This window comes from Clostridium sp. LS (assembly GCF_002760435.1).
GTDB lineage: Bacteria > Bacillota > Clostridia > Clostridiales > Clostridiaceae > Clostridium.
In genome coordinates this window covers 63505-87184 of sequence record NZ_AUUU01000020.1, presented here as the reverse complement: position 1 = coordinate 87184, position 23680 = coordinate 63505, and the positions used below count along the sequence as shown (strand labels likewise).

The window sequence follows — 23680 nt, the reverse complement described above, 5'->3', positions numbered from 1 at the left end:
ACCCCCCCTTATTTTTTAAACACAAAAAATTTTTGACCTAAAAAGTTTAAGACTGTGCTAACTCCAGTCGCACATAAGAATGCAAATACTTGAATAGAAAACAAATATAATACTATATTATTTATCCATGCATTAATACCAGCAGTAATTGTATATAAAATTATATATCTAAAAATCTCAGATTTTGAAAAATTCTTACTTTCAAATGTCCACAATTTATTAATTATAAATCCTACTATGGATCCACATATAAATGATACGGCCTTAGATACTGCTGTATCTATTCCAAAAGAAAGTAAAACTCTATATACGATATAATCTACTAAAACTGCACTTCCACCACCAACTAAAAAACGAAGTAATTCCTTTACTTTAAATTGGTTCTTCATATATCCCCCTTAATTGTTTTTCAACTATATTAATTACTTCAGTTATGCTCTTAATATGTTCAAACTCAATATCTTTATTAATAATATAATTTTCCTTTTCAGCAAACCAAATAGGCGCACTTCCCATATTATATGCACCGATTATATCCTTTTTAAAACTATCACCTACATAAAAAGTTTCCTGAGGCTGTAACCCTAACTTATCAAGACATAATTTGAACATTATAGGATTAGGTTTTTCAAATCCTGCTTCTTCACTAGTTACTATGCAATCAATATATTTATCAATTCCAAGCTTTCTCAGCTTTCTATGTTGAATATGTGTAGTTAAATCTGTACATACGGCTATCTTTATTTTGTTTCTTTTTAAATATTCAAATAGCTCTATAACTCCACAATTAAGTTCCATTGTTTCGAGCATAGTATTCCAATATATATCATACATCTCAAGCGCATAAGCTATTGGATTTACACCTAAAGATTCGAGTGTTTTTTGAAAATATATTATTCTATTATGTTTAGCTGCACAGTCGTATGTCATAAATTTTTTTGTATTTTCCCTACCAAGTTCAAAGGCTGTATAAAAAGTATTTTTATCAATATTCAGCTGCTTGCATATATATTCACATACTTTATTTATAGCAATCTCATTTATATCTTTGTAATTATAAAGTGTATCATCTAAATCAAAAATAGCACCCTTAATCATTATAATTCTCCTTGCATCTTATGGCTAATTATAACTAATAGAACTAATTGTATAATTCCACTAATATTATTTTTGCAATTCAAGTTTTGAGTTGTAATTTCATCAATTTGAGTAATAATTCTATCAGCAATCTCATTAAATTCAATAATTTTTCCTTCCAACGAAGCTCCATCAAATATAACAGTTTGCTTTTTTAAATCTTCGCTATAATCATATTTTATATCTACTCCATATTGTGAAAGTTCTCCTATTATTGGTTCCAAATTAACAGCAGCACTCAATGTTAATTTTATACTCATAACTATATTGTAATTATCAATGCAACAATCTACTAACCCTTTATCAAAATATTCAATAATTAAATCTGCATATTCTTTTTGAGGATAAATATACTTGTATGCATCTGGCATTCTACTCTCTATTTGCTCTAGAATCTTTTCTTTAGTATATCCTCTATGTTTAGTATCTCGTTGAATCTTCCAATATCGCCTTAACGATTCATCCGCATCCATATAAATTTTTAAGTCCAATATCTTTCGCATTTGCGGTAAATATAGAGAATGTAAACCACATAATAAAATAAATTTTTTAGGACGTATTTTATTTGCACTTGAGAATTTTCCGGTATCATGATCATAATCTACACGTTTTACATAGTCACCTTTTCTCAATGTTTGAACATCTAAAGCCTGCCTATATAAATAATTAGCTTTTGGGTTTAGATGAGTATAATGTTTCCACATTTCTTCTCCTCTTTCCCATTTATGATCACCATCCCCCTCAATAAATAATAAGTTTTGATTTCCTAGACAATTCTTTACTAACTCAATTAAAGTACTTTTACCACTTCCACTATCACCTGCAATTCCAATTGTAAATGGGATATTTCTACGTTTATAGAATGAATTACTTGATACTCCAAGCTTATACATAATGTATATAGTAAAAATGAGAGTTCCTGTTAATAATGTAAACATAATATTTCCTAAAATTTCATTGTTTAACTTTAAAAAAGTTAAATTATTGTTTTGAAAATAAAGATCCACATTTTCTGTTTCATGGAAAAATATAAAATATACTAAATAAAATCCATTTAGCAGCATATAAATAATTAAGCTTTTGTATTTATTTTCATGAACACTTATAAAGAAAATGGTTATAAATGGTACAATCCATACATACCACGCTGGCATAGGAGGCACAAATGCTAAAAATACAGCAAACAATACTCCACAGAACGTAATCATTAATTCCCTATTAATATTGGTCATGTTGAATTCTTTTAAATAAATAAACATAACTGCAATAATAGGTATATATAATTTTATGTTTACAAATGTAATAAATACCTTAGTAAGTACTGTTTGATCATTATTAAACAATACACTTTGAATGAATCCATTACTCAAAAATGGTATTATAACTATCGATACAAATACTATAGTAAACATCAATAGTTTTAGAGCTTTCTTTAATCCATCTTTTTTATAAATATAAATGAATATTACAGGTAAAACAGCAATAATATGAAATTTTGTTAATAATGCACATCCCAAAAACAACACAAACAATTTATCATTAGTATTTCCTTTCTGAACTAAATAATAAATTGCCATAGTAAGCAATGTTGTAGGTATGATATCCAATTGTCCATGCATATAAATAGAATATATAATAATCGGTGATGCAAAATATAAAATTCCTATATATTTTCTTCTATGTGGATAAAGTTTCATGAGATAATAAAGCCCTAAAAAATCAAAAAATAGATTAGGTAGTTTAAATATAATATTCTTTAAAACTAATGGAGCAGATGATATCATATGTACTCCAAATCCTCCAATAGATTCAATCAGAAGCATAAATGGCGGATATGGAAAAGATGGTACTAATCTATTTACATAATAATATTCATAAGTATTTACATAGTTTCCATCTAAAATACTACTAATAAAATTATCTACAAATGGCATGAACATTTTATTTTGATAATCAGATGAAAATAGCCCCATTAGTATAATTTTAAGAATAGTAACTGAAATAATAAATATATGAAAATTATGTAATTCTATTTTTAATCTATTACTTTTTATAGTCATAATTATTCTCCTAAAAAGCTATTTCCGTTTAAAAAATCCATCCAATACTTTATAGTTGAAGTATACTCTTCATAATCCTTTGGGGTACCCCAACCAATATACCTATCAATCTCAAATACTCTTGCATCATATCCTAAATCTAAAATATGCTTGATAGTTTGATCAACATAAAACTCATTATTAACTCTATCATTGTCATCAATCATCTTTTTCGTTGCTTCTACAAACATACTTCCCTTCTTAAACCAAAATGTAGCAACAATAGCATGGTCATTCATAGGCGTATCTGAAATTGCCTTTTTAATAGACAATCCTGTTATTTTATTATTTTCATCAACCTTAACCCAGCCATAAGCATTAGGTTTTTCTAAAACTGCTTCATTATTTCTATATGTAAATACAATAACATCACATTCTTTTGATAACTGATTAAATTTATCATTATCCATAACCATTCCATTATCACAGCCAGCAATGAGCAACGATTCATCATTATTTATAATATCCCTAGCAAGCATACATGTACATGCTTGACCTTCTGTTAAATTTTCTACTGTAATAAAACTTGCCTTTGGATAATGCTTTAATATTTCCTTCTCAACACCATCTGTCTTATGAAAAGTTCTATCTATGTATGTTACATTAAGACCTTCCTCCAACACATTAGGTAAATCCATTGTTGCACATACAACCATAGGTAATTCTTTGCCTGTTCTTCTATCAATTGTTGGAATAGCTGGCTTATGTATTTTATATCCTTCATCAGCAAATCTTTGTCCTGCACCAGCCATTGGTATAATAATATTCATTATTTTTTCATCTCCCTTGCTACTTCAGTCCAAAATAAATATTCTTTCATATCTTCTGGTGTTCCCCATTGGCAGAACTTGTCCACAATAGTAGGAATCCATACTTTAAGCCCATCCTTAACCATAAAGTTATATGGTAAACTTGCATAGTACTCACCATTAATATCTTGATCACTTTCTACTAATTCCTTGCAATATTTTTTAAGTATTTTCCCAGTTTTAAAGAAATATGTGCCTGGTGAATGTTTTGCTTTTGTCTTATCTTTCTCAAAAGAATATTTTTCTTTAATTTCAATTAAATCATCATTTCCATCAGTTAAACAAGATGCATAATAATTTTTTTCTGGTAATAAATTAGGATGAAATCCTGTATAACAAGGCACACAACCATCACAGTTTCTATTTATAACATCCTCTTTAAATTTATTCCAATCCCATACCATGTAGAAATCACAATAATTAATGATACATGGTTCACTATCATCTATTTTTTCACTAGCACGTAAAACATCAAACACTGGACCTTTCTTAACCCAATCAGAAATCTCAAAGATTTCAGCAGTTGGTGCTATATTTAAAAGTCTATCTTTCATTGTTTTATCATTATCTAAATGTTCCTTACGACATACAAATAAAATATCTTTCTCACCTGGATACATACCTTCTATAATCCATTGTATTATAGGTTTACCTTGCACCTTAATAAATGGTTTTAAATCCTTGTATCCTGCAGCGACAAATCTTGAACCGTAACCTGTCATAGGTATTATAATTTTCATAGCTATCCCCTTCTATTTTAAATTTTGTCTATATTTTTCTGATTCCCAATTAAGCAAAAAGTTCTGTTCCTCTTCACATAATAAATCCATTTCAAACTCCTTATTTAAATATGCAACTTGCGCACTAAAGCTAAGAACACTCTCTATTTCTTTTGCTTTCTTAACACTTGCCGCATAAATATAAATATTACTTTCATAATAAATTACTACAGGCTTACCATAGCTACCAATATGATTTTTAATATCTTCTATATCAAAATCTTTCTTCAGTACAAGCGGCCTTTTTCCACAATACACCAGACAATCTGGACAAAACCAATGTTCCCACATTCTATCCTTAAAAATATTTAAACAATTTTGTATATTGCAATCATTACTTAAATACATTATATTATTATTGTCATTTAGATTTTCTTTTAATGCGTTATAAATTAATGTAGCATTACGATACTTATTCATATCAACAGATAAATATTCCCCGATTTTCAAGAGAACATTTTCGGTTTTGTTTATTACCTCTTCTGCATTTTTACCACTTACAATTAATCCATGATTTTTAAGAAAAATAACATCAAATATATTTTGTGATTCAATACAATTTTCTTTATATGTTTTGAAATATTCCTTAGCCAGCTTGATTCCTGGTGTAGCATAATCTACAATTAAAGCCTTTGGAAATAACTCTTTTAAAACCTTCATTCCATCCCTTCTTGATGTAAGAACATTAACTAACATAGGATGAGTGTGCAATGTAAATATATCTGTTATTGAATGCAAAAATGTTTCAATTGATGGTCTTGAACCTTCTATTAAAGAATCATTAAGTAACTGCTTTTCATACTTTTGGGTTACTTCATTTAAAGGAGTATTATTAAAAAAATTCACAATTACAGTATGATCTATTGTTGAATATCCAGTTTCTTCCGTAATATCTGCTAATTGAAACCCTGATGCTTTTATAAGCATCTTGTTCTTGTCTATTTTTACAGATGAATTTCCTCCACCTGCTTGAACTAAGTCTTCTCTCATCCCTGCATATTTTGACATTTGTATGAATTCATTTATATTATCCATTTTAATCACTCCTAGAACATTCTTATTCCACTTTTATATTAATATCTTTATATGCTCCTCCGGCATTGTAAAACCAAGCAACTCCTTCTTGAACCAATGAAATTCTTAAAATATAATCACCTTTTTTATTAGGATATTCTATATACATTTGACTCTCAAACTCTTCTCCTGGTTGAATATTCTTGGGTATCGCCGTTCTCAAACCATCTTGTAGAATTTTACTTTTATCATTTGCATCAAGCCAATGATATGATAAGTATACTGCATATCTTCCATCCTTTTGTGAATCCCTAGGCCATTGTTCATTGGAATTATTTTTTACTTTAACTGTATATACTTCATAGTCTTTTGTAAAAAATCCCTTCATAGGTATATTGGCATAAGGTCTTTCTTTATGGTTTATAATATCAATAGAGCTTGAAAAATCTTTTAACGGAGTCCCATTTTCTAAATTAGTTCCATTATTCATAAATTTTGAAGTAGGATATGAATGTATATTAAACTTAGTACCTAAATATATACTACTTATCGTTGTAATAAGTAAAAAAGCAATTATTATATTTTTATTCCATACTTTCATATTTTCATATTCAATCATCATAATTGGCAATAATGCAAATAATATAGATATTCCTTTTAGATATCCTGAGTAATGAGACATTACTGTAGGCCCAAATGAACCAATTAATATAACATAAGGACAAATACTCCAATATATCCTCTTTTCATACCCTTTTTTATATGTAATTATAGTCATTAGAATGATACTAACTGCATATATACACAAAGAAAACATTTCTATTACATTTCCATCTTGCGCAGCCTTAACAATATATTGAATAAATCCTGTCATATATACTTGAGTAATTCCATATGCCTGTTGTGCTGGTAAAATATGAAATCTCAACGTTACGTATCCATACCAAGCTAAAAAAAACACGCCAGGTATAGCAAATAAAGCTGAAAAAGATATCTTGTATTTTTTCTCCTTATCAATTTGTCCAAAGAAGCTTAATAAAAATATCATAAATGCAATTAATGTGTATCCTTCTCTTGTCAAACAAGCCAAAGTCATAAATATACAATATTTTAAGTACTTATTTTTTAGCACTGAAATAAATGCTACAATAAATAATGCATCCGCTGCTGCATCAACCAGTCCATGTCTAATAGTAATCTGAACACCAAGGCACAACGCCCACGGCAAAACATATAATATACTCTTTTGTTTTTCTTTAAAATATCTTGCTAATACATAAATAGCAATTCCATATAAAATTAAATTTGCAAATATATATGTAGGAATGTTTACGTTCTTTTGAAATGTTATAATTGATAATATTTTCGCTATTAATGGTAAACCAATTCGTTGCCATCGATATGAAGGACTATCTACATTCGCATCATATCCTTTTGTAGCTAAAATATCATTTGATATATAATAATGAAATTGTCCATCCCAACCTGCTCCTGACTTTTCACTAAAGTATGGCTCTATTCCCTGTTCTTTAGCAATATCCTCTGGAACTCCAAATACTTGAGACTCCATGAATAACCAATTTATATTCCCCTCCAAATTTTTTCCAGTATAATTTAGAATATTTATTATCGTAATTGCAATTAATATTAATGTGAAAATAAATATTTTAATATCTATTTTTTTTATAAGTTGCTTCATTATATTTCCCCCTTATATAACTCTAATATTAATTAATAAAATACATGCATATTTACTAAATTTATTTAAATATTATAATTATAATTCCATATTTATAATTATTATTGTAAATCAATTTTTAAATCATTTATTTTATTTAATTCATATTTTATAATTAATATTTTTCATAATCATTCCAATTTATATACAATATCAAATTGCACTTATAATAGATTCCTATTAAATTTTTCTATTACAAGAATAACTATGCCTTTGTAACATCCCTATTTAAAGTTATTTCTAATAAAATTCATGTAAAAAGCTTAACATTTTAAGTAAAATTTTATTTTAACAGTTTAGATATCTAACTACTTATCTCTCAAAATAAACTCATTTATAGTTTTACATGTTTTTAATAATTCATATTCTTTACCAATGTATTCATAAGCTTTTTCTTTAATCTCTTCAATATATTTGTTATCACTAACTAATTTAGCTAATAATTTTGCGAGTTCTTTATAATCTTCATCCGCCTCTATTTTTAGAGCGCATGAGTCAGGAATTTCCTTAAACCAAGCATCATTAGTAATAACACATGCTTTCTTCATTCCCATTGCATGAATTAAACTTATCGAAGTTTCTCCCATACTAGGATATCTCAAATTAAATACAACATTAACCCTTTTTAATATACTATTATATTTAGCTATATCAATAAACCCTGTTTTTATTATGAATTTATCTAAGTAACTATCAACATAATCTCCATCTCCAGACATTATGTAATATATTTTTTTATCATTTACTTCATTATAATGTTTTACAGCTTCACATATAATATGATTTTGCTTTGTTGGTGCTATATTCCCAAATGAACCTATAACAAAATCTTCATCGCTAATATTATATTTCTTCTTTAAGTAATCATTTGATTGATCTAATATGTTATCATTACTCATATTAACCATATTGATTTTTAAAACATTATTATACCCTCTATTTTCTAACATTTCTTTTGTATAATTTGAATGTACTATAATACCTTTTGCTCTATCAAGTATTTCCTTATTTAAAAATATCTTATCTGCTATAGTTTTACATTCTAAAATATTCTTAAATCCACCTTGTTTTAGTTGCTTCTTAACTATATGAATCCCTTTAGAACCTTCTAATTCATAAATCTTTGAGAATAATTGATCATTTTGTTGATAATATCCTGATGTTAAATAAAATAAACTATAATCGTGAAGTATTACATATCCTGAGTACTTAAGTATTAAATCGTACATATACATATGAAAATCAGGATTATTTCCTATATTATAAATAATGTGCTGATATTCATTATAATCTATCTTATCTTTCTCATATATCTTTATATCAAAATCTTTATATAGTTCTTTATTTTTTAATGTATAGTTATCAATTAATATAGTTATACTAAAATATTTCTTTAGGCCATAAATAAGTATTTCCGAGTAATCAGATATTCCACTCTTTTTAGGTAATAACGGACTAGCATATAAAAGTCTCGGTTTCTCCATTTAAAATCTCCTTTTCCTACTTATTCTAATAAATTTTTAATAACATAATCCCAATCTATATTTTTTTCTATTAATGTATCGTATCCTTTTTGACCCATTTCTTCTGATAAGTCTCTGTTTTCCATCCACTCATCTATTTTTTCAGCTAACTTCTCTGGATCTTCCTCAATAACATATCCATTGTGCCCATCTTTTACAAATTCTAATGGACCACCTGCATCTTTGTGTACAATAACAGGCTTTCTAGAAAAAAACGCTTCTAATGTAATATATCCATAATCCTCGTCATATGCTCCAAAATATACTCCAAGACACTCTGCGTAATAATTTATTTTTTCTTCTTCCGAAATAAATCCTAATAATTTAACTTTCTCTTGTAGCTTATATTTATTAATCAATTCTTTTAGATAACTTATTTCTTTTTCACTTCCTCCACCTGCTATATACATTTTAACATCTGTTTTAGTATATCTTGCAGCTTCTACTAAAACACGTTGTCTCTTTATCTCATCAATTCTACTAGGGTAGAAAATATAATCTCCTAAATTTCCGTAATATAATTTTTCGTAATTTTTTGGAGGATGATAAAGTGCAGGTCCGTTAATGTTATTATATTTTTTTAGCCTATTCGTAGTATTTTCGGAAATTGTAAAAACTCTCCTTGATTCACTTATATATTTATTATCATTTTCTATAATCATTTTCCTTAGTAATTCACCATTTTCAAATTCATGTAAATCACCAAATCTTGTATTCCATAAATCATATGCTTGCCTATGTTGATGCAATAACCATATAACTTTATGGTCATGTTTTATATAAAATGCTGGGAATTTAAGAGCAATGACTTTATCAATCTTCTCTCCATTTATTTCAGTTAAGTCTACCATTCTTCCCATAAGCATACAATTAAGCAGTGTTTCTGAATTATACCACTTAAATGGAATTGTTACTATATCTACCTCATATCCTCTTTTAATTAGCTCTTCTTTTAATAATTGAGCAAGTATTTCTGCACCACCTTTTATAAAAGGCACCTGTACTGTCGCTATCGCTATCTTCATACTCATTCACCTATATATTCTTTTAAATATTTTTTAAAAGCCTTTTCATTAATTTCAAAGTTAAATCGTTCTCTATAATTTACATACCCATTCGTAGTTACATAATCTTTATATTCTGTATTATCTTTTAGAATTTTAATTGCAGCTGCATACTCGCAAATATTATCACCTAAAAGAATTTGAGTATCTCCTAAAGTTTCCCCCAACGCTCCCATATTTTTAGCTACCACTGGTAAATTTAAGCTTTGTGCTTCTAAAACCGGAACACAAAAGCCTTCATGATTGCTTAAACATAAAAATGTATCACACCCCAAATAATAGGATACTAAAATATTGTCATTTACTTCGCCAATAAATTGTATATTATCTTCTAATCCATATAATCTTATTGCACTATTTATTTCTAATGTATATTTTTCTAATGCCTGATCAAACTTACCCAGTATATATAATTTAATATTTTTATCGTAGTTTTCCACATAATTTCTTACTACTTCTATCATCTCTAGATGTGCTTTATTAGGTACAACTCTACCAATGAAAAGAAGGTTAACATCCTCACTATAAATTAAGCTCTTCATTATATCCTCGTTAGGTTTAATATTCTTCCAATTTTCTATTTCATGAAATGGTGGAACAATACAAATATTCTTAGCTTCTTTCAAATCCTCTGCATTATATTTTGAATCACTCATCCACAAGTTATTAGGATAATCCCTTATAAACCTATCGGTTTGTTCTCTTCCCAATTTGCATTTTTCATAATATTCTTGATTATATAGTTCAAAAAAGCTTTCTGGAGTTATATTATGATACCTAAAAATAATCTTGCAATTAGCTCTTTTTAGAATTTCCTCTCCTTTTTTCCAATGACTACTGTGATGATAAATTATTAGGTTATCAGGTATATTAATTATTTTGTCTATCTTATCTTCTTCAACTTTATTCAAATTTTCATTAAATAAATAATCACAATATACGTATGACTCTCCATAATCTTTTAATATATAATACATCTTATTTATATCATTCCCAATCGCATCATGTTTGGTTATCGTTTGATGCATAAGAATTACATCCATCCTATTTGACCCCCCACACTGAATAATCTTGCTCCATACTAAACCTAAAAGCTATATGCCTCATTTCTCCAGTTACTTGTGATGCATCAATATAATTTAATGGATTAACTCTTATAATTTCCGTTTTTCCAAATCCCATTTCTTCCATTGAGAATTTTAACGTTTCAGGATGTACTGGATTTTTATGCGTTAAATCAATATAAAAGCTACAGCTTCCTACAAGCACATTTTCTGGATTAGGTGTTTCTAGTAATAAAATTCCTTCTTTTTTTAATACTCTATAACTTTGTTTTATTAATTGCATTTTTTCTTGGAAATCTAAGTGTTCTATAATCTGGAAACCACTAATGAAATCTATGCTATCATCTGGTTGAAGTTTTAAGTAATCAATTGCATTCCCATAAACTACATTCAAGCCCTTTTCCTTGCACTCCTCTATCATTGTGCTGTTTAAATCTACTCCTATTACATTGCTAAATCCATTAGCTATTAATTTATTTATCCATTCACCCCTGCCACAACCTAAATCCAATAATTTCACATTACCTTCTGAATTAAAATTTTGCTTTATTTTATCAATATAAATATTTAATCTTTTTGAAATCAGCTCCTCGCTTCCTCTAAATTTATCCTCAAATTTAACATAAAATTCATCTAAATCTATTATATCATTTGATTCTTCCTTTTGAGAAATATCCATTTTCTCAATTCGAGCGGCTGATTCAATTATATTTTTTTGTATTTTATCTATTTGTAAATCATTTTCTTTTTTGAATTCATACAAAATTTGTTTAAATTTTGCTTTAATTTTTTCATTTTCTTCAGTATATTTACTGTCTACCTCTTCTACTTTCAGAATCATATCATTTACTATATATTCTTGTTTCTTTAATAATTTCATTGCATCTACTATATTTGATTTATTTTCGTTAAGCAGAATAGAATTCACTCTTCTGAAATCTTCAACTTCTCTATTTTTCCTAGGTAACATTCCAATTGCTATAATAATATTTATTAAGTAACCTATATAAGGAATTTTAGCACACTTATATTGTATTTTTTCTAACACATAAGAACTTCTAAATTTTTTTATTCTAATATTTCTATTAATCTTAGTATACTCTTCACTTTCAATAAATCTTTTTATAATATCAATTTTTGTTAATTCATTCAACCTAAGCATATCTAGATTGTTTACTAATCCAGTTTCATCAGGTTCTCTATTTAATAATCTTCTATACAAAATCTCAATGAATTGAACATCATCATATTTAAGTAAATCACCTAGATCAATTGTTATATATCCTTTTTTCACTATGTGTTTAAATTTTACTAACCTTGGTCTAATTTTTTGATAAGTTAAATTTTCATATAGTTTTTTATCTATTTTCTTTCCTAATTTGAATATGTTACCATGCTGTACTACTGTATTTATTTCTTCATGATTACTTAAAAACTTTAAATTTCTTTTATATTCTTCTATGTCTATACTCTTATGTAATAACGCTTGATTTTTAATCTGTCCTATTATCTGATCTATATCAATATTACTCATTTAAACTCCTCCAAAACTAGTATACTCTAAATGAATGCTCTAATCTAAAAATTCCTGTGTCTTTAATGCTACTGTATATATTAAATTTCTTTGCTTTACGAATATAATCATATGGTGTACCATATTCATCGTGAAAAGCTATATCTAATATATATTCTCCTTCTAATAGTTGTATCTTTTCTATTATTATCTCTATTGTTCCCGAATCTTTCACTTCAATTTTTTGTGAATTATCAATGTATGTATTCGTTCCATAGCAGTTTACTCCATCCATTCTAAAGATTCCAATACCTACAACTGAATTTTTAATATTATTATTATTTCTTTTATATTTGATTCTTATCTCTACCTTATCTTCTGGCTTAAACTTATATTTTTCTGTATCTGTATTAGCGCAAACCATTTTTATATCTTTAATTTCAATATATCTGTTTCCAGTTCTATTATTGCTTTCTTGATCACTTATTTGCTCATTATCATTTATCTTCTCTTCTTCGTCCTTTTTATCACTATTCTCAACATTACCTAAATTGATAATTTCTTTATTCATTATCTTATCAAGATATAATGCAATTACATCATGTGGAGCAGCATCCATTCTTTTATCCCCTTCATGAATCCACACTGCTCTATCACAAAGCCTCTCTACTGAGCCCGTATCATGAGATACAATTACAATGGTTTTTCCTTCATTTTTTATTTCTTGCATTTTATTAAAACACTTTGCCTGAAAAGCTGCATCTCCAACCGCTAAAATTTCATCTATAAGAAGTATGTCTGCATCAACATTTATAGCTACAGAAAATGCCAATCTCATATACATACCAGAGGAGTATGTTCTTACGGGATTGTCTATAAAATCTCCCAGTTCAGAGAAATCTATTATTTTATCCAATCTTGCATCTATTTCTTTCCTTGTAAGTCCAAATATTGAAGCATTAGTATATATGTTTTCTCTACCCGTCATATCAGGATGAAATCCCGCTCCAAGTTCCAACAAACTGGAAACTTTACCTTTTATTTTTATACTTCCTCTATCTGGATATATTATCTTTGTCATCAGTTTTAAAAGAGTACTTTTTCCAGAACCGTTTTCTCCTAACAGCCCTACGACCTCTCCTTTTTTTATACTGAGGCTTACCCCTTTTAAAACTTCATGAACCTCATGCCTATTTCTATTTTTAAAAATCACTTTTTCTTTAAAAGTTGAACCTTTATCATAATAAATTTTAAAACCTTTATATACATTATCCACCTTTATTACTTCCATATTACAATTCCTCCGCAAAATTCCTTTGAAGTTTTTGGAATATTAAATACCCAGCTACTATAAATCCTACACTCCACGCTAATATCATTCCCATATGAGATAAATCTGGCATAGTCTGATAATATAATATACTTCTAAATGCTGCTATTATTGGTGTCATAGGATTTAGATTAAATAGTGTAAGAAATTGCTTCGGCACCATATCTATACTATAAAATATTGGTGTAACATACATCCATCCCATTGTAACTATCCCTAATATATGTTCCAAATCCCTAAAATATACATTTAAAGCTGATACTATAAATGCTAAACCAAGCGCAAATAAATATTCTAATATCATGATTACGGGTAAAAACAAAATATACTTACTTATGCCTATTCCACTAAATATTAATGCTATAAATACTACAATCATTGTAAAAATCATATTCAGAAACGCTCCATTTACAGCAGATATGGGAATTATTATCCTTGGGAAGTATATCTTTTTAATTAAATCCTTACTTCCAATTATCGACATAGAACTACTTATAATTGATGTTGAAAAAAATAACCATGGCACTAGAGCTACAAAAAGATACATATAATACTTTGGTATATCTGATTTTAAAATCATTGAAAATGCTATAGTATACACTATTAATTGAAATAATGGATTTGCAAATGTCCATAAAAAACCAAGCACAGATCCTTTATATCTAGTCCTCAAATCTTTCTTTACTAAATTTGATAGCATTTCTCTATAATTGTATAGTTCTTTTAATCCGTTCAAAATTTTCCTTCCTTTCATAAAGAAAAATGTAGCATAATTGCTACATATTTCTCCAATAGTCTAATGTATCTTTAAGGGTATTTTTTATGTCATATTGTGGAAACCAGTTTATATGTGATTTTATTTTTGAATTATCACATTGTATTATTGGTACATCTGATGGTCTTAGCTTATCTGGATCGATTTCCACTTTTATATCAGCAGTAGATAATGATAATAAAATATCTAATATATCTTGTATCTTATAAGCATTTCCTGAACCAATATTATATAATTCTCCAATTTCCCCGTTATTCATAAGCATAAAGTAACCTCTTACTATGTCTCGTACATCTGTAAAATCTCTATATGCTTCAAGATTTCCAACTCTTATTACAGACTCTGCCCCTTTTTCTATTTCTGCTACCTTACTAGCAAAGTCAGAAACCACAAAATTCTTACTTTGTTTAGGTCCTATATGGTTGAAAGCTCTTACCATAATTAAATTCATTTTATATGAGTTAATATAAAGCTTTGCTATTTGTTCTTGCGCCATTTTACTTATAGCATATGGACTTGTTGGATTTAATGGATGCTTTTCACTTATTGGGCATTCTTCTGGCTTTATTATCCCATATTCATCACTAGAACCAATTATAAGTACCTTAGTATTTATGTTGTTTTCTCTTACAGCATCTAATAAATTTATTGTTCCATTTATATTTACATCCATTGTAAGAGTTGGTTCCTTCCATGAAAAACCTACAGCACTCTGCCCTGCTAAGTGATATATTTGATCTGGATTTATACTTTTTATGGTTTCAATTACTTCTTCTTTATTAAGTAAATTCATTTTCGAAATAATTACATTTTCCATTGTAATATTATCATCTATTACAGTTCCATAAACAGTATATCCTTGTTCCATTAAATATTTTGATAAATAATTTCCTACAAATCCATTTACTCCGGTTATAAGAGCTTTCATCTTACCTTGCCCCTTATCTACATTATTTTAATTTAATTTCTTCTATTTTGATTTCTTCTTCTACTAGTTTCATATCATTTGCTACCATTCTTTCAACTAATTGACTGAATGATATTTCTCTTTCCCATCCTAGCTTGCTTTCTGCCTTTGCTGGATCTCCTATTAAAATATCTACTTCTGCTGGTCTAAAGAACTTAGGATTAATTTTTACCACCGTCTTTCCTGTAGCTTCATCAATTCCTATTTCCTCTACACCTTCACCTTGCCATTTTACTTTAATGTCAACATGAGCAAAAGCAGTTTCAACAAATTCTCTTACTGTTCTTGTTTCATTTGTAGCTATTACAAAATCATCTGCTTTATCTTGTTGAAGCATTAGCCACATTGCCTTTACGTAATCTTTTGAATGTCCCCAGTCACGCTTTGAATCCATATTTCCAAGTTCTAAGTGATCTTGAACTCCTTGTTTTATTCTTGCTACTGCATCTGTTATTTTTCTTGTAACAAATTCTTTTCCTCTTCTTTCTGATTCATGGTTAAAAAGAATTCCTGAACAAGCATACATATCATAACTTTCTCTATAATTCTTTGTTATCCAATGACCATAAAGCTTTGCTACTCCATATGGACTTCTTGGATAAAAAGGAGTTGTTTCCTTTTGAGGAATTTCTTGAACAAGTCCAAACATTTCACTTGTTGAAGCTTGATAAAATCTTGCTGATGGCTTTACTATTCTTATAGCCTCTAACATGTTTGTTACTCCTAATGCGTCTATATCAGCAGTAGCTATTGGTTGTTCCCATGAAGTCCCTACAAAAGATTGTGCAGCTAAATTATATACTTCGTCAGCCTTTGATACCTTCATTGCATTTATTAAAGATACTAAGTCAGTCATATCGCCATGTATAAAGTTAATTTTATCTTTAATATGTTCTACATTTCCATAATCTACAACACTTTTTCTTCTCATAAGTCCATATACTTCATATCCCTTTTCAAGTAAAAGTTCTGCTAAATAAGATCCATCTTGCCCATTTATTCCTGTTATTAAAGCTTTTTTCATTTTAATTTCTCCTTTTAATATCATAATTATTCGCTCTTTAAACTTACGTTTATTCTAAGTTCTTCTGTTATCAAACTATAAACTTTTTAAGCTTAGCCAATTTATTATAAATATTCATTTCTATTACATATTTTTAAATTTTCTATTACTTTTTTTACTTCTTGGGTATTATCTTTATTTGCAATAAGTAATGCATCTTCTGTATCTACAATTATTAAATCCTCTATACCAATTGTGGCAATAAGCTTGTCCTGTCCTTGGATTATAGATTTTTTAGAATTTATGGTTATAACATTACCTTTTATAACATTACCATCATCGTTTGTCCTATTAATTCTTTCAAGTGCGAGCCAGCTTCCTACATCATCCCATCCAAAGCTTCCTGGAATAGTATATATATTACCTGCTCTCTCCATAATTCCATAATCTATTGATTCAGATTGAAATTTTGAAAATTCTTCATTAAGTATATCTTCTTCCTGCTCTGTTCCTATAGTTTCATATATCTTTGCAAGCCCTTCATAAGTTTCAGGTAGTAGTTCTCTAAAATTATTTAATATTGTAGATGATTTCCATACGAACATCCCACTATTCCAGAGATATCTACCAGATGTTAAATATTCTTTTGCTGTTTCCAAATTTGGTTTCTCAACAAATCTCTTCACTCTATAAATATTATTTCTTTTTATATCATCTTCATCTCTTCCAAAGTTTATATATCCATAACCTGTTTCAGGATATGAAGGGGTTATTCCTATAGTAATAAGATTTCCATCTTCTTTTGCAACATCTATTGCTGCTTTTAAGGTATCAATATAAATTTCATTATATTTTATAAGATGGTCTGATGGAAGCACAAGCATTACTGCATCTTCATATTTTTTCTTAATATGCATTGCTGCAAGTCCTATACATGGTGCAGTATTTTTAGCCATAGGTTCCAATAATATGTTCTTTTCTGGAATACCCTCAATTTGACTTAATACCAAATCTTTATAATCTTTGTTTGTTACTATGTAAACATCATCTATATGGACTATACTCTTTAATCTTTCTACAGTTAGTTGAATCATAGTCTTTCCATCATCAGTTAAACTTAAAAATTGCTTAGGCAATGACTTTCTGCTTCTAGGCCAAAATCGTTCTCCTTTTCCGCCTGCCATTATAACCGCCGTTATGTTCACTTTTATACCTCCATTTGATTAATTATTAATTAAATTTCATCTATAATTCTCTCAATTTTATTGTAATTTTTTTAAATTTATTATCATTAGAATAATGATTTTTAGCATTTTACTATTCATCTAATTAAATCACCTTATTTTTTGATTTATCCTTATATATGATACTATATTACATATTTATTGTCAAAGTAACTCCTTGTTAAAATCACTACCATTCTGTTGGTTATAGTAGATTTTTACGGCCTTCTTATCTAATGATTTCAATATAGCTAAAATTCGTAACTGCGATTATTACTCTTTCCCAATTAATATATTACTAAATTATCCAGATTAATTTATTGAAACATTATGTATAAAATGCTATTATACACTTAGTTATGATAGCTAAATTAATATATTTTTTGAACAAACAATTTTTCAGCAAAAAGGATGGATATTTAATGATAAAAGAAAATCAAAATTTTCTAAATAAAATTAATGCATTCTCGGATATTATAATTCTATTTGTATCAATGACTTTAGCATATTTTATTCGTTTTTACATATTCTCCCCTGACACAGATTATATTAAATTAATAACATATATACAATTTTCAATTATAATAATTCCAATAAATCTTATTATATTTAATTTTTTTAACTTGTATCATTCTTTTAGAACAACAGCTTTTATAAAAGAATTTAGTTCAATAATAAAATCAAATACAATACTTACAGCCGTATTACTATCATTATTATTTGTCTTTAGATTAGTTGATATATCTAGATTTGTTATTGTTATTTTTTATTTTGTAAATATTACATTAATAATAACCAAAAGATTTATCTTAAGAAAAACTTTATCAAAATTCCGTTCTAAAGGATTGAATTTAAAGCACGTAATAATTGTTGGTGCTGGTGAAATTGCAAATGAGTATCTAAAAGTTATTAAAAGTAATACTGGATTTGGATATAATTACGCTGGATATGTAGCTAATAGTTCATGCTTTGAGGGAGAAAAACTTGGAACTTATGATACTTTATATGATGTTTTAAATAAATATAAACCTGATGAAGTCGTTTGTGCTCTTGACATACCTGATGCAAAATATCTAGAAAACATAGTTTCCGACTGCGAAAAAAGTGGCACAAAAATTTCTATAATTCCTTTTTGTTATAAGTATATCCCAAGTCAACCATATATCGATCAAATCGGAAGCATACCTCTTATTAATATAAGAAGAATACCCTTGGATAATTGGGGAAATGCCTTTCTGAAAAGAGTTTTAGATATTTTAGGTTCACTTACTTTAATAATATGTACAAGCCCAATCATGCTCATTACTGCCATAATCATTAAGCTTACCTCAAATGATTCTATAATTTTTAAACAAAAGCGTGTTGGCTTAAACAAAAATTTGTTTACAATGTATAAATTTAGATCCATGAAAGTTAATACTAATGAAGAAACAGGCTGGAGTACAAATAATGATCCTAGAAAAACTAAATTTGGCTCTTTTATTCGTAAATTTTCCATAGATGAGCTGCCACAATTTTTTAATGTATTAAAGGGTGATATGAGTTTGGTAGGACCTAGACCTGAGCTACCTCATTTTGTTGAAAATTTTAAAGACGAAATTCCACTTTATATGGTCAAGCATCAAGTAAAGCCCGGTATAACTGGACTAGCTCAAGTAAATGGCTACAGGGGAGATACTTCAATTAAAAAGAGAATTGAATTTGATATATATTATATTGAAAATTGGAATATATTGATGGATATAAGTATATTACTTAAAACTACCTTTAAAGGATTTAAAAACAATGAGAAGCTTATAATTAATGATACTAAATCTACACATAATGGAGTAGATTTGTAAAATAAATATGTGTTTGCCATTTTTACTATAATGTCTACAGTAATTTCATGTTAATTGCATTAGCTTGTGTAGAATGTTATAATTTAAATAATTTGTAGCGATAAAATACAAAAATAATTATATTAGGATGTGTGGAAGTTGGAAAACATTAAAACTTTTTTCAAGAAAAAAAACATTGATTTTTTCTTTCCTGTTGCATTTATACTCACTATAATACCTTTAATTGTTCGACTGAATGCTAATAATGTAGACGAAAATACATTAAATGTTTTTGGAAATGCTGCAAGAACTGATTTATTTTCTCAAAAAAAGGCTTTCTTTTTAATGATTTTTTGCATTATATTAATTGGTATTAGTATTATATTTTTCAAGAAAATATTTGAAAAAAAAGATAAAATCCTTAATTCAATTTTAATTGCAGGTATTATATTTTTAGCTTTTACATTACTTTCTGCAATATTTTCAAACTATAAACAAGTAGCGTTTTACGGCATATATGATAGGGCTGAAGGCCTTATTACAATTGCTTGTTACGTTATTTTGTTTATTTATTCAGTTTATACCTTTAAAACAACAAATGATTATAAATATGTACTTACTCCTATTTTCATCTTAGTTGGTATAAACTCATTTTTAGGTCTATTCCAATACGTTGGACAAGATTTAATAAAAAGTAAATTAGGAACTGCTATTGTTCTTCCAAGTGAATACCAAAATGGTTCTTCGCTAAATTTACTTTATGAAAAAGGTAAATTATATGGAACATTATTTCATTATGATTATGTCGGCAGCTTTGTTGCTATAGTTTTACCTATATTATTTTGTTTAACTTTACTTGAAGATGAAGATATCTTTCATAAATTAAGCCTAGGATTTTTTTCATTACTTTCTATATGGTTATTATTAGGAAGTACTTCCCGTGCGGGTATTATCGGTATTCTAGTTGCAGCTATTTTTGCTATTATTATATTCTGGAAATTAGTTTTAGAAAAGTGGAAAACTCTTTTAATATTTTTTGCATTTATACTTGTTATTGCAGTAGGTCTTAACTTTGCTACTAAAGGAGCTATTTTTGAAAAAATTCCTGGTTTAATAAGTGATACTCTTAGTGTATTTAAAGATACAAGTGATTTTGACTACAGGGATCATGTACCTGTTAGAGATGTAAAAAATACAGATAAAGATGTTGAAGTTGCATTACAGAATGATACTCTAAAAATCTCTTATGAAAATAATGACTATGTGTTTAGAGATTCAAACGATGAAATTATAGATTATGTAAAAGGTAATGTTAATGGCAATAAAGTTTCTACAACTACTAATGAAACTTTTAAAAACATTTCATTTAAATATGGTAAATTTTATGCTAATTCAACCAGAGATGATGGTATCCTTTTAAGAATTGATGATAAACCAATATTTATGTTTAATTTAAAAAGCGATAATAGTATTCATCTAATAAATTTAAATAGCAAAAAAGATATTGATGTAGCATTCCCTCCAACTTTTGGTTTTAAGGGCAAAGAAAAACTTGGATCAGCTAGAGGATATATTTGGTCAAGATCAATTCCTCTACTTAAAGATAACCTAATACTAGGTGGTGGTCCTGATACTTTTGTTTTCAGGTTTCCTCAAAATGATTTAATAGGTTTATATTATGCTTATGATAATCCTAATACTATTGTAGATAAGCCACATGATCTTTTCTTACAAATTGCATTAAATGATGGTATTGTTGCATTATTAGCATTCTTAGCTATTATGATTATTTATATTGTTGATAGTATTAAGCTTTATGCTTTAAAGAAAAACTTTAACAAATCACAAAAGCTTGGTGCTGCAACATGTCTGGGCGTGATCGGATATTTATTTGCCGGAATTATTAATGATTCTGTTGTAAGTGTTGCTCCAGTATTCTGGATAGTTTTAGGTGTTGGAGTTGCTCTTAATTATATAAATAGAACTCAAGCTAATACGAAGCGCAAATAATATCTTCAACTGCTATAATGTAGTTATCAATTAAATATAAAATATTATAAAGAAAAGTTCCTATAACTAATATAATCTATTTGTTATAGGAACTTTTCTTTATAATGTCATTATTTTAGAATATTGGTACTAAATAAAAATACAATAGAAGCTTATTCATTTAATAAGACTTAATTTTTAAACTCTTAACTTCTAGCCTAATTATTGACTCTTACACAAAAGAAGGAACTACTACTCATAATAGCTCCCCCTTTTGATTTAAACTAAAGCTCCATCAGAAGCCAATTTATATCCATCAACTGTTCCGCTTGAAACCATAGCTCCAGATTGATCTAAATAATACCACTTTCCAGTTATATCTTTAAACCAACCTGTTTTCATTTTTCCATCACTATCTAAGTAATACCAATTAGCGCCAAGTTGTTTCCAACCAGTTATCTTAGCACCACTTTGATCTAAATAATACCATACTCCGCTATTAAGCAACCATCCTGTAACCATATTACCATCTTTATCAAAATAATAAGTTTTCCCATAATTCTTATCATAGTACCAAGTATTTTTTAATGGATTTCCTGTTGAATCGTTATATTGCCATTTCCCATTTAAATTGAGCCATTGATTAGGTTTGCCAGTATTTGAATTTGTAGCTGTTGTACTAGTATTTTGAGTATTGTTAGCATTTGCTGTTGTACTAGTCCCTTCACTTGTTCCCCTATATACTGTTAGCGTATATGTTCTTTTTTCATAATTCTTATCATCTTGATCACAGTCTGTATTAACTCTTACTTCAATTACATTTTTCCCCTTTGTTAAAGATACTCTTTGTCTATTCTTAGAATCTGCTGTAGTACCATTAATTTTAACTATATCTGAACCAATTGCAGGTTCACCTTTAACTATGATGTCTTCTTTATCTTCCGGAACATCAACATTATACGAAGTTACTTTTTTATTGAAATTCGGAGTAAATTTAACATCTCCATCATCTAAAACTATGTCATCTAAATAAATCGGATCTTGATCATTATCAAACTTAACATTAGTATCTGCTGTATTATTAGTGTTTGTCGGATTTTTTCCCCTATATACGTTTAAGGTATATGTTTTGCTATTTGTATCATCTTGGTCATCTTCAACATCTATTGATATTGAATTTTCTCCCTTCGAAAGATTTACTTCTCTTCTAAATTTTTCAGAATCATCTACTTGTTCACCATCAATTCTAACTATATAATTATTATTTTCTGGGTCAGCTTCAACTCTTAACTGATCTACAGCTTCATCAACATTTAAGTCATAAGAATATGTTGTTTTTGAGAAATCTATATCACCATAATCTACCTTAATGCTATTTAAAAAGACAGAATCTGAGTCAGTAGACTGTTTTCCTCCTCTATCTATTTTTAGTGTATAATCTCTTTCTTTTTCACCATCTTCATTTTGAACAACTATATCAAAGGTATTTATACCTTTATTTAGATCTACTGTCTCCTCAAATTTTCTATCACTTACTTTTGTAGTATTGCTATCTCCATCAATTGTAACCTTATCATTTTTATCATTTGTTGTGACCCTTATTACTACACTTGTATCAGCATTAGGCACGTTAGTAGTGTAAGTCTTCTTTGAACTGTTTAAAGCTATATCATCTCCATCAGTAACACTTATGCCTCTTAAATAAATATCATCATCTGCATAAGCTTTTATATTAGTTATATTACTGTATTTCACTGGTTCCAATACAGAAAAAGCACTTATAGCAAGTACTATTGATACCACACGTTTTATACTCTTATTCATTATTTTTCC

19 protein-coding genes are annotated in these 23680 nt (G+C 27.9%); 2 read left to right on the top strand and 17 right to left on the bottom strand.

Annotated features, from left to right (window positions below):
- Positions 1 to 8: 8 nt before the first annotated feature.
- From COL3_RS05415 to COL3_RS05340, 16 genes are all read right to left on the bottom strand, one after another.
- The gene (locus COL3_RS05415; RefSeq protein ID WP_008429142.1) at positions 9 to 389 is read right to left on the bottom strand and encodes a GtrA family protein; all 381 of its coding nucleotides are present in this window, start codon (positions 387 to 389) and stop codon (positions 9 to 11) included.
- On the bottom strand, positions 373 to 1098 hold the full coding sequence (locus COL3_RS05410) for an HAD-IA family hydrolase (protein WP_008429143.1): 726 nt from the start codon (positions 1096 to 1098) through the stop codon (positions 373 to 375). The genes COL3_RS05415 and COL3_RS05410 overlap by 17 nt, the downstream gene beginning before the upstream one ends.
- Positions 1098 to 3197: a uridine kinase gene (locus COL3_RS05405; protein WP_008429144.1), complete on the bottom strand. Its 2100-nt coding sequence runs from the start codon at positions 3195 to 3197 to the stop codon at positions 1098 to 1100. The genes COL3_RS05410 and COL3_RS05405 overlap by 1 nt, the downstream gene beginning before the upstream one ends.
- Positions 3198 to 3199: 2 nt before the next feature.
- A complete protein-coding gene (locus tag COL3_RS05400) occupies positions 3200 to 4006 on the bottom strand; it encodes a dTDP-glucose pyrophosphorylase (RefSeq protein WP_008429146.1) in 807 nt (268 codons plus the stop codon).
- Entirely contained in the window at positions 4006 to 4785 is a 780-nt protein-coding gene (locus tag COL3_RS05395; protein ID WP_008429149.1) for a hypothetical protein, read from the bottom strand. The genes COL3_RS05400 and COL3_RS05395 overlap by 1 nt, the downstream gene beginning before the upstream one ends.
- A gap of 12 nt (positions 4786 to 4797) precedes the next feature.
- Positions 4798 to 5859 (bottom strand): class II aldolase/adducin family protein, encoded by a 1062-nt coding sequence (locus COL3_RS05390; protein WP_008429151.1) that lies wholly within the window; start codon positions 5857 to 5859, stop codon positions 4798 to 4800.
- Positions 5860 to 5881: 22 nt separating this feature from the next.
- Positions 5882 to 7537 (bottom strand): hypothetical protein, encoded by a 1656-nt coding sequence (locus COL3_RS05385; RefSeq protein WP_008429154.1) that lies wholly within the window; start codon positions 7535 to 7537, stop codon positions 5882 to 5884.
- Positions 7538 to 7884: 347 nt separating this feature from the next.
- A complete protein-coding gene (locus COL3_RS05380; protein WP_008429156.1) occupies positions 7885 to 9060 on the bottom strand; it encodes a glycosyltransferase family 4 protein in 1176 nt (391 codons plus the stop codon).
- 20 nt (positions 9061 to 9080) lie between these two features.
- On the bottom strand, positions 9081 to 10124 hold the full coding sequence (locus COL3_RS05375; RefSeq protein ID WP_035284485.1) for a glycosyltransferase family 4 protein: 1044 nt from the start codon (positions 10122 to 10124) through the stop codon (positions 9081 to 9083).
- Between the two features lie 2 nt (positions 10125 to 10126).
- Positions 10127 to 11206, bottom strand: a complete 1080-nt coding sequence (locus COL3_RS05370) for a glycosyltransferase family 4 protein (protein WP_008429159.1) — start codon at positions 11204 to 11206, stop codon at positions 10127 to 10129.
- A 1-nt stretch (position 11207) separates the two neighbouring features.
- Entirely contained in the window at positions 11208 to 12761 is a 1554-nt protein-coding gene (locus COL3_RS05365) for a methyltransferase domain-containing protein (RefSeq protein WP_008429160.1), read from the bottom strand.
- 16 nt (positions 12762 to 12777) lie between these two features.
- Positions 12778 to 14031 carry an ABC transporter ATP-binding protein gene (locus COL3_RS05360; protein ID WP_008429161.1) on the bottom strand — a complete coding sequence of 418 codons (1254 nt, stop codon included), beginning with the start codon at positions 14029 to 14031 and terminating at the stop codon, positions 12778 to 12780.
- A 1-nt stretch (position 14032) separates the two neighbouring features.
- Complete coding sequence (locus COL3_RS05355) at positions 14033 to 14806, bottom strand: ABC transporter permease (protein WP_008429162.1); 774 nt, start codon at positions 14804 to 14806, stop codon at positions 14033 to 14035.
- Between the two features lie 40 nt (positions 14807 to 14846).
- Positions 14847 to 15773 (bottom strand): GDP-mannose 4,6-dehydratase, encoded by a 927-nt coding sequence (locus COL3_RS05350; protein ID WP_008429163.1) that lies wholly within the window; start codon positions 15771 to 15773, stop codon positions 14847 to 14849.
- A gap of 22 nt (positions 15774 to 15795) precedes the next feature.
- Complete coding sequence (gene gmd / locus COL3_RS05345) at positions 15796 to 16836, bottom strand: GDP-mannose 4,6-dehydratase (RefSeq protein ID WP_008429164.1); 1041 nt, start codon at positions 16834 to 16836, stop codon at positions 15796 to 15798.
- Positions 16837 to 16940: 104 nt separating this feature from the next.
- Positions 16941 to 18020, bottom strand: a complete 1080-nt coding sequence (locus tag COL3_RS05340) for a mannose-1-phosphate guanylyltransferase (protein ID WP_008429165.1) — start codon at positions 18018 to 18020, stop codon at positions 16941 to 16943.
- A gap of 440 nt (positions 18021 to 18460) precedes the next feature.
- Between COL3_RS05340 and COL3_RS05335 the strand changes: the two genes are divergently transcribed.
- Both COL3_RS05335 and COL3_RS05330 read left to right on the top strand, forming a co-directional pair.
- On the top strand, positions 18461 to 19879 hold the full coding sequence (locus COL3_RS05335; protein WP_008429166.1) for an undecaprenyl-phosphate glucose phosphotransferase: 1419 nt from the start codon (positions 18461 to 18463) through the stop codon (positions 19877 to 19879).
- 129 nt (positions 19880 to 20008) lie between these two features.
- Complete coding sequence (locus COL3_RS05330) at positions 20009 to 21868, top strand: O-antigen ligase family protein (RefSeq protein ID WP_099716576.1); 1860 nt, start codon at positions 20009 to 20011, stop codon at positions 21866 to 21868.
- A 258-nt stretch (positions 21869 to 22126) separates the two neighbouring features.
- Here the strand turns inward: COL3_RS05330 and COL3_RS05325 are convergent, their stop codons facing one another.
- The gene (locus COL3_RS05325; protein WP_008429169.1) at positions 22127 to 23671 is read right to left on the bottom strand and encodes a cadherin-like beta sandwich domain-containing protein; all 1545 of its coding nucleotides are present in this window, start codon (positions 23669 to 23671) and stop codon (positions 22127 to 22129) included.
- Positions 23672 to 23680 lie beyond the last annotated feature (9 nt).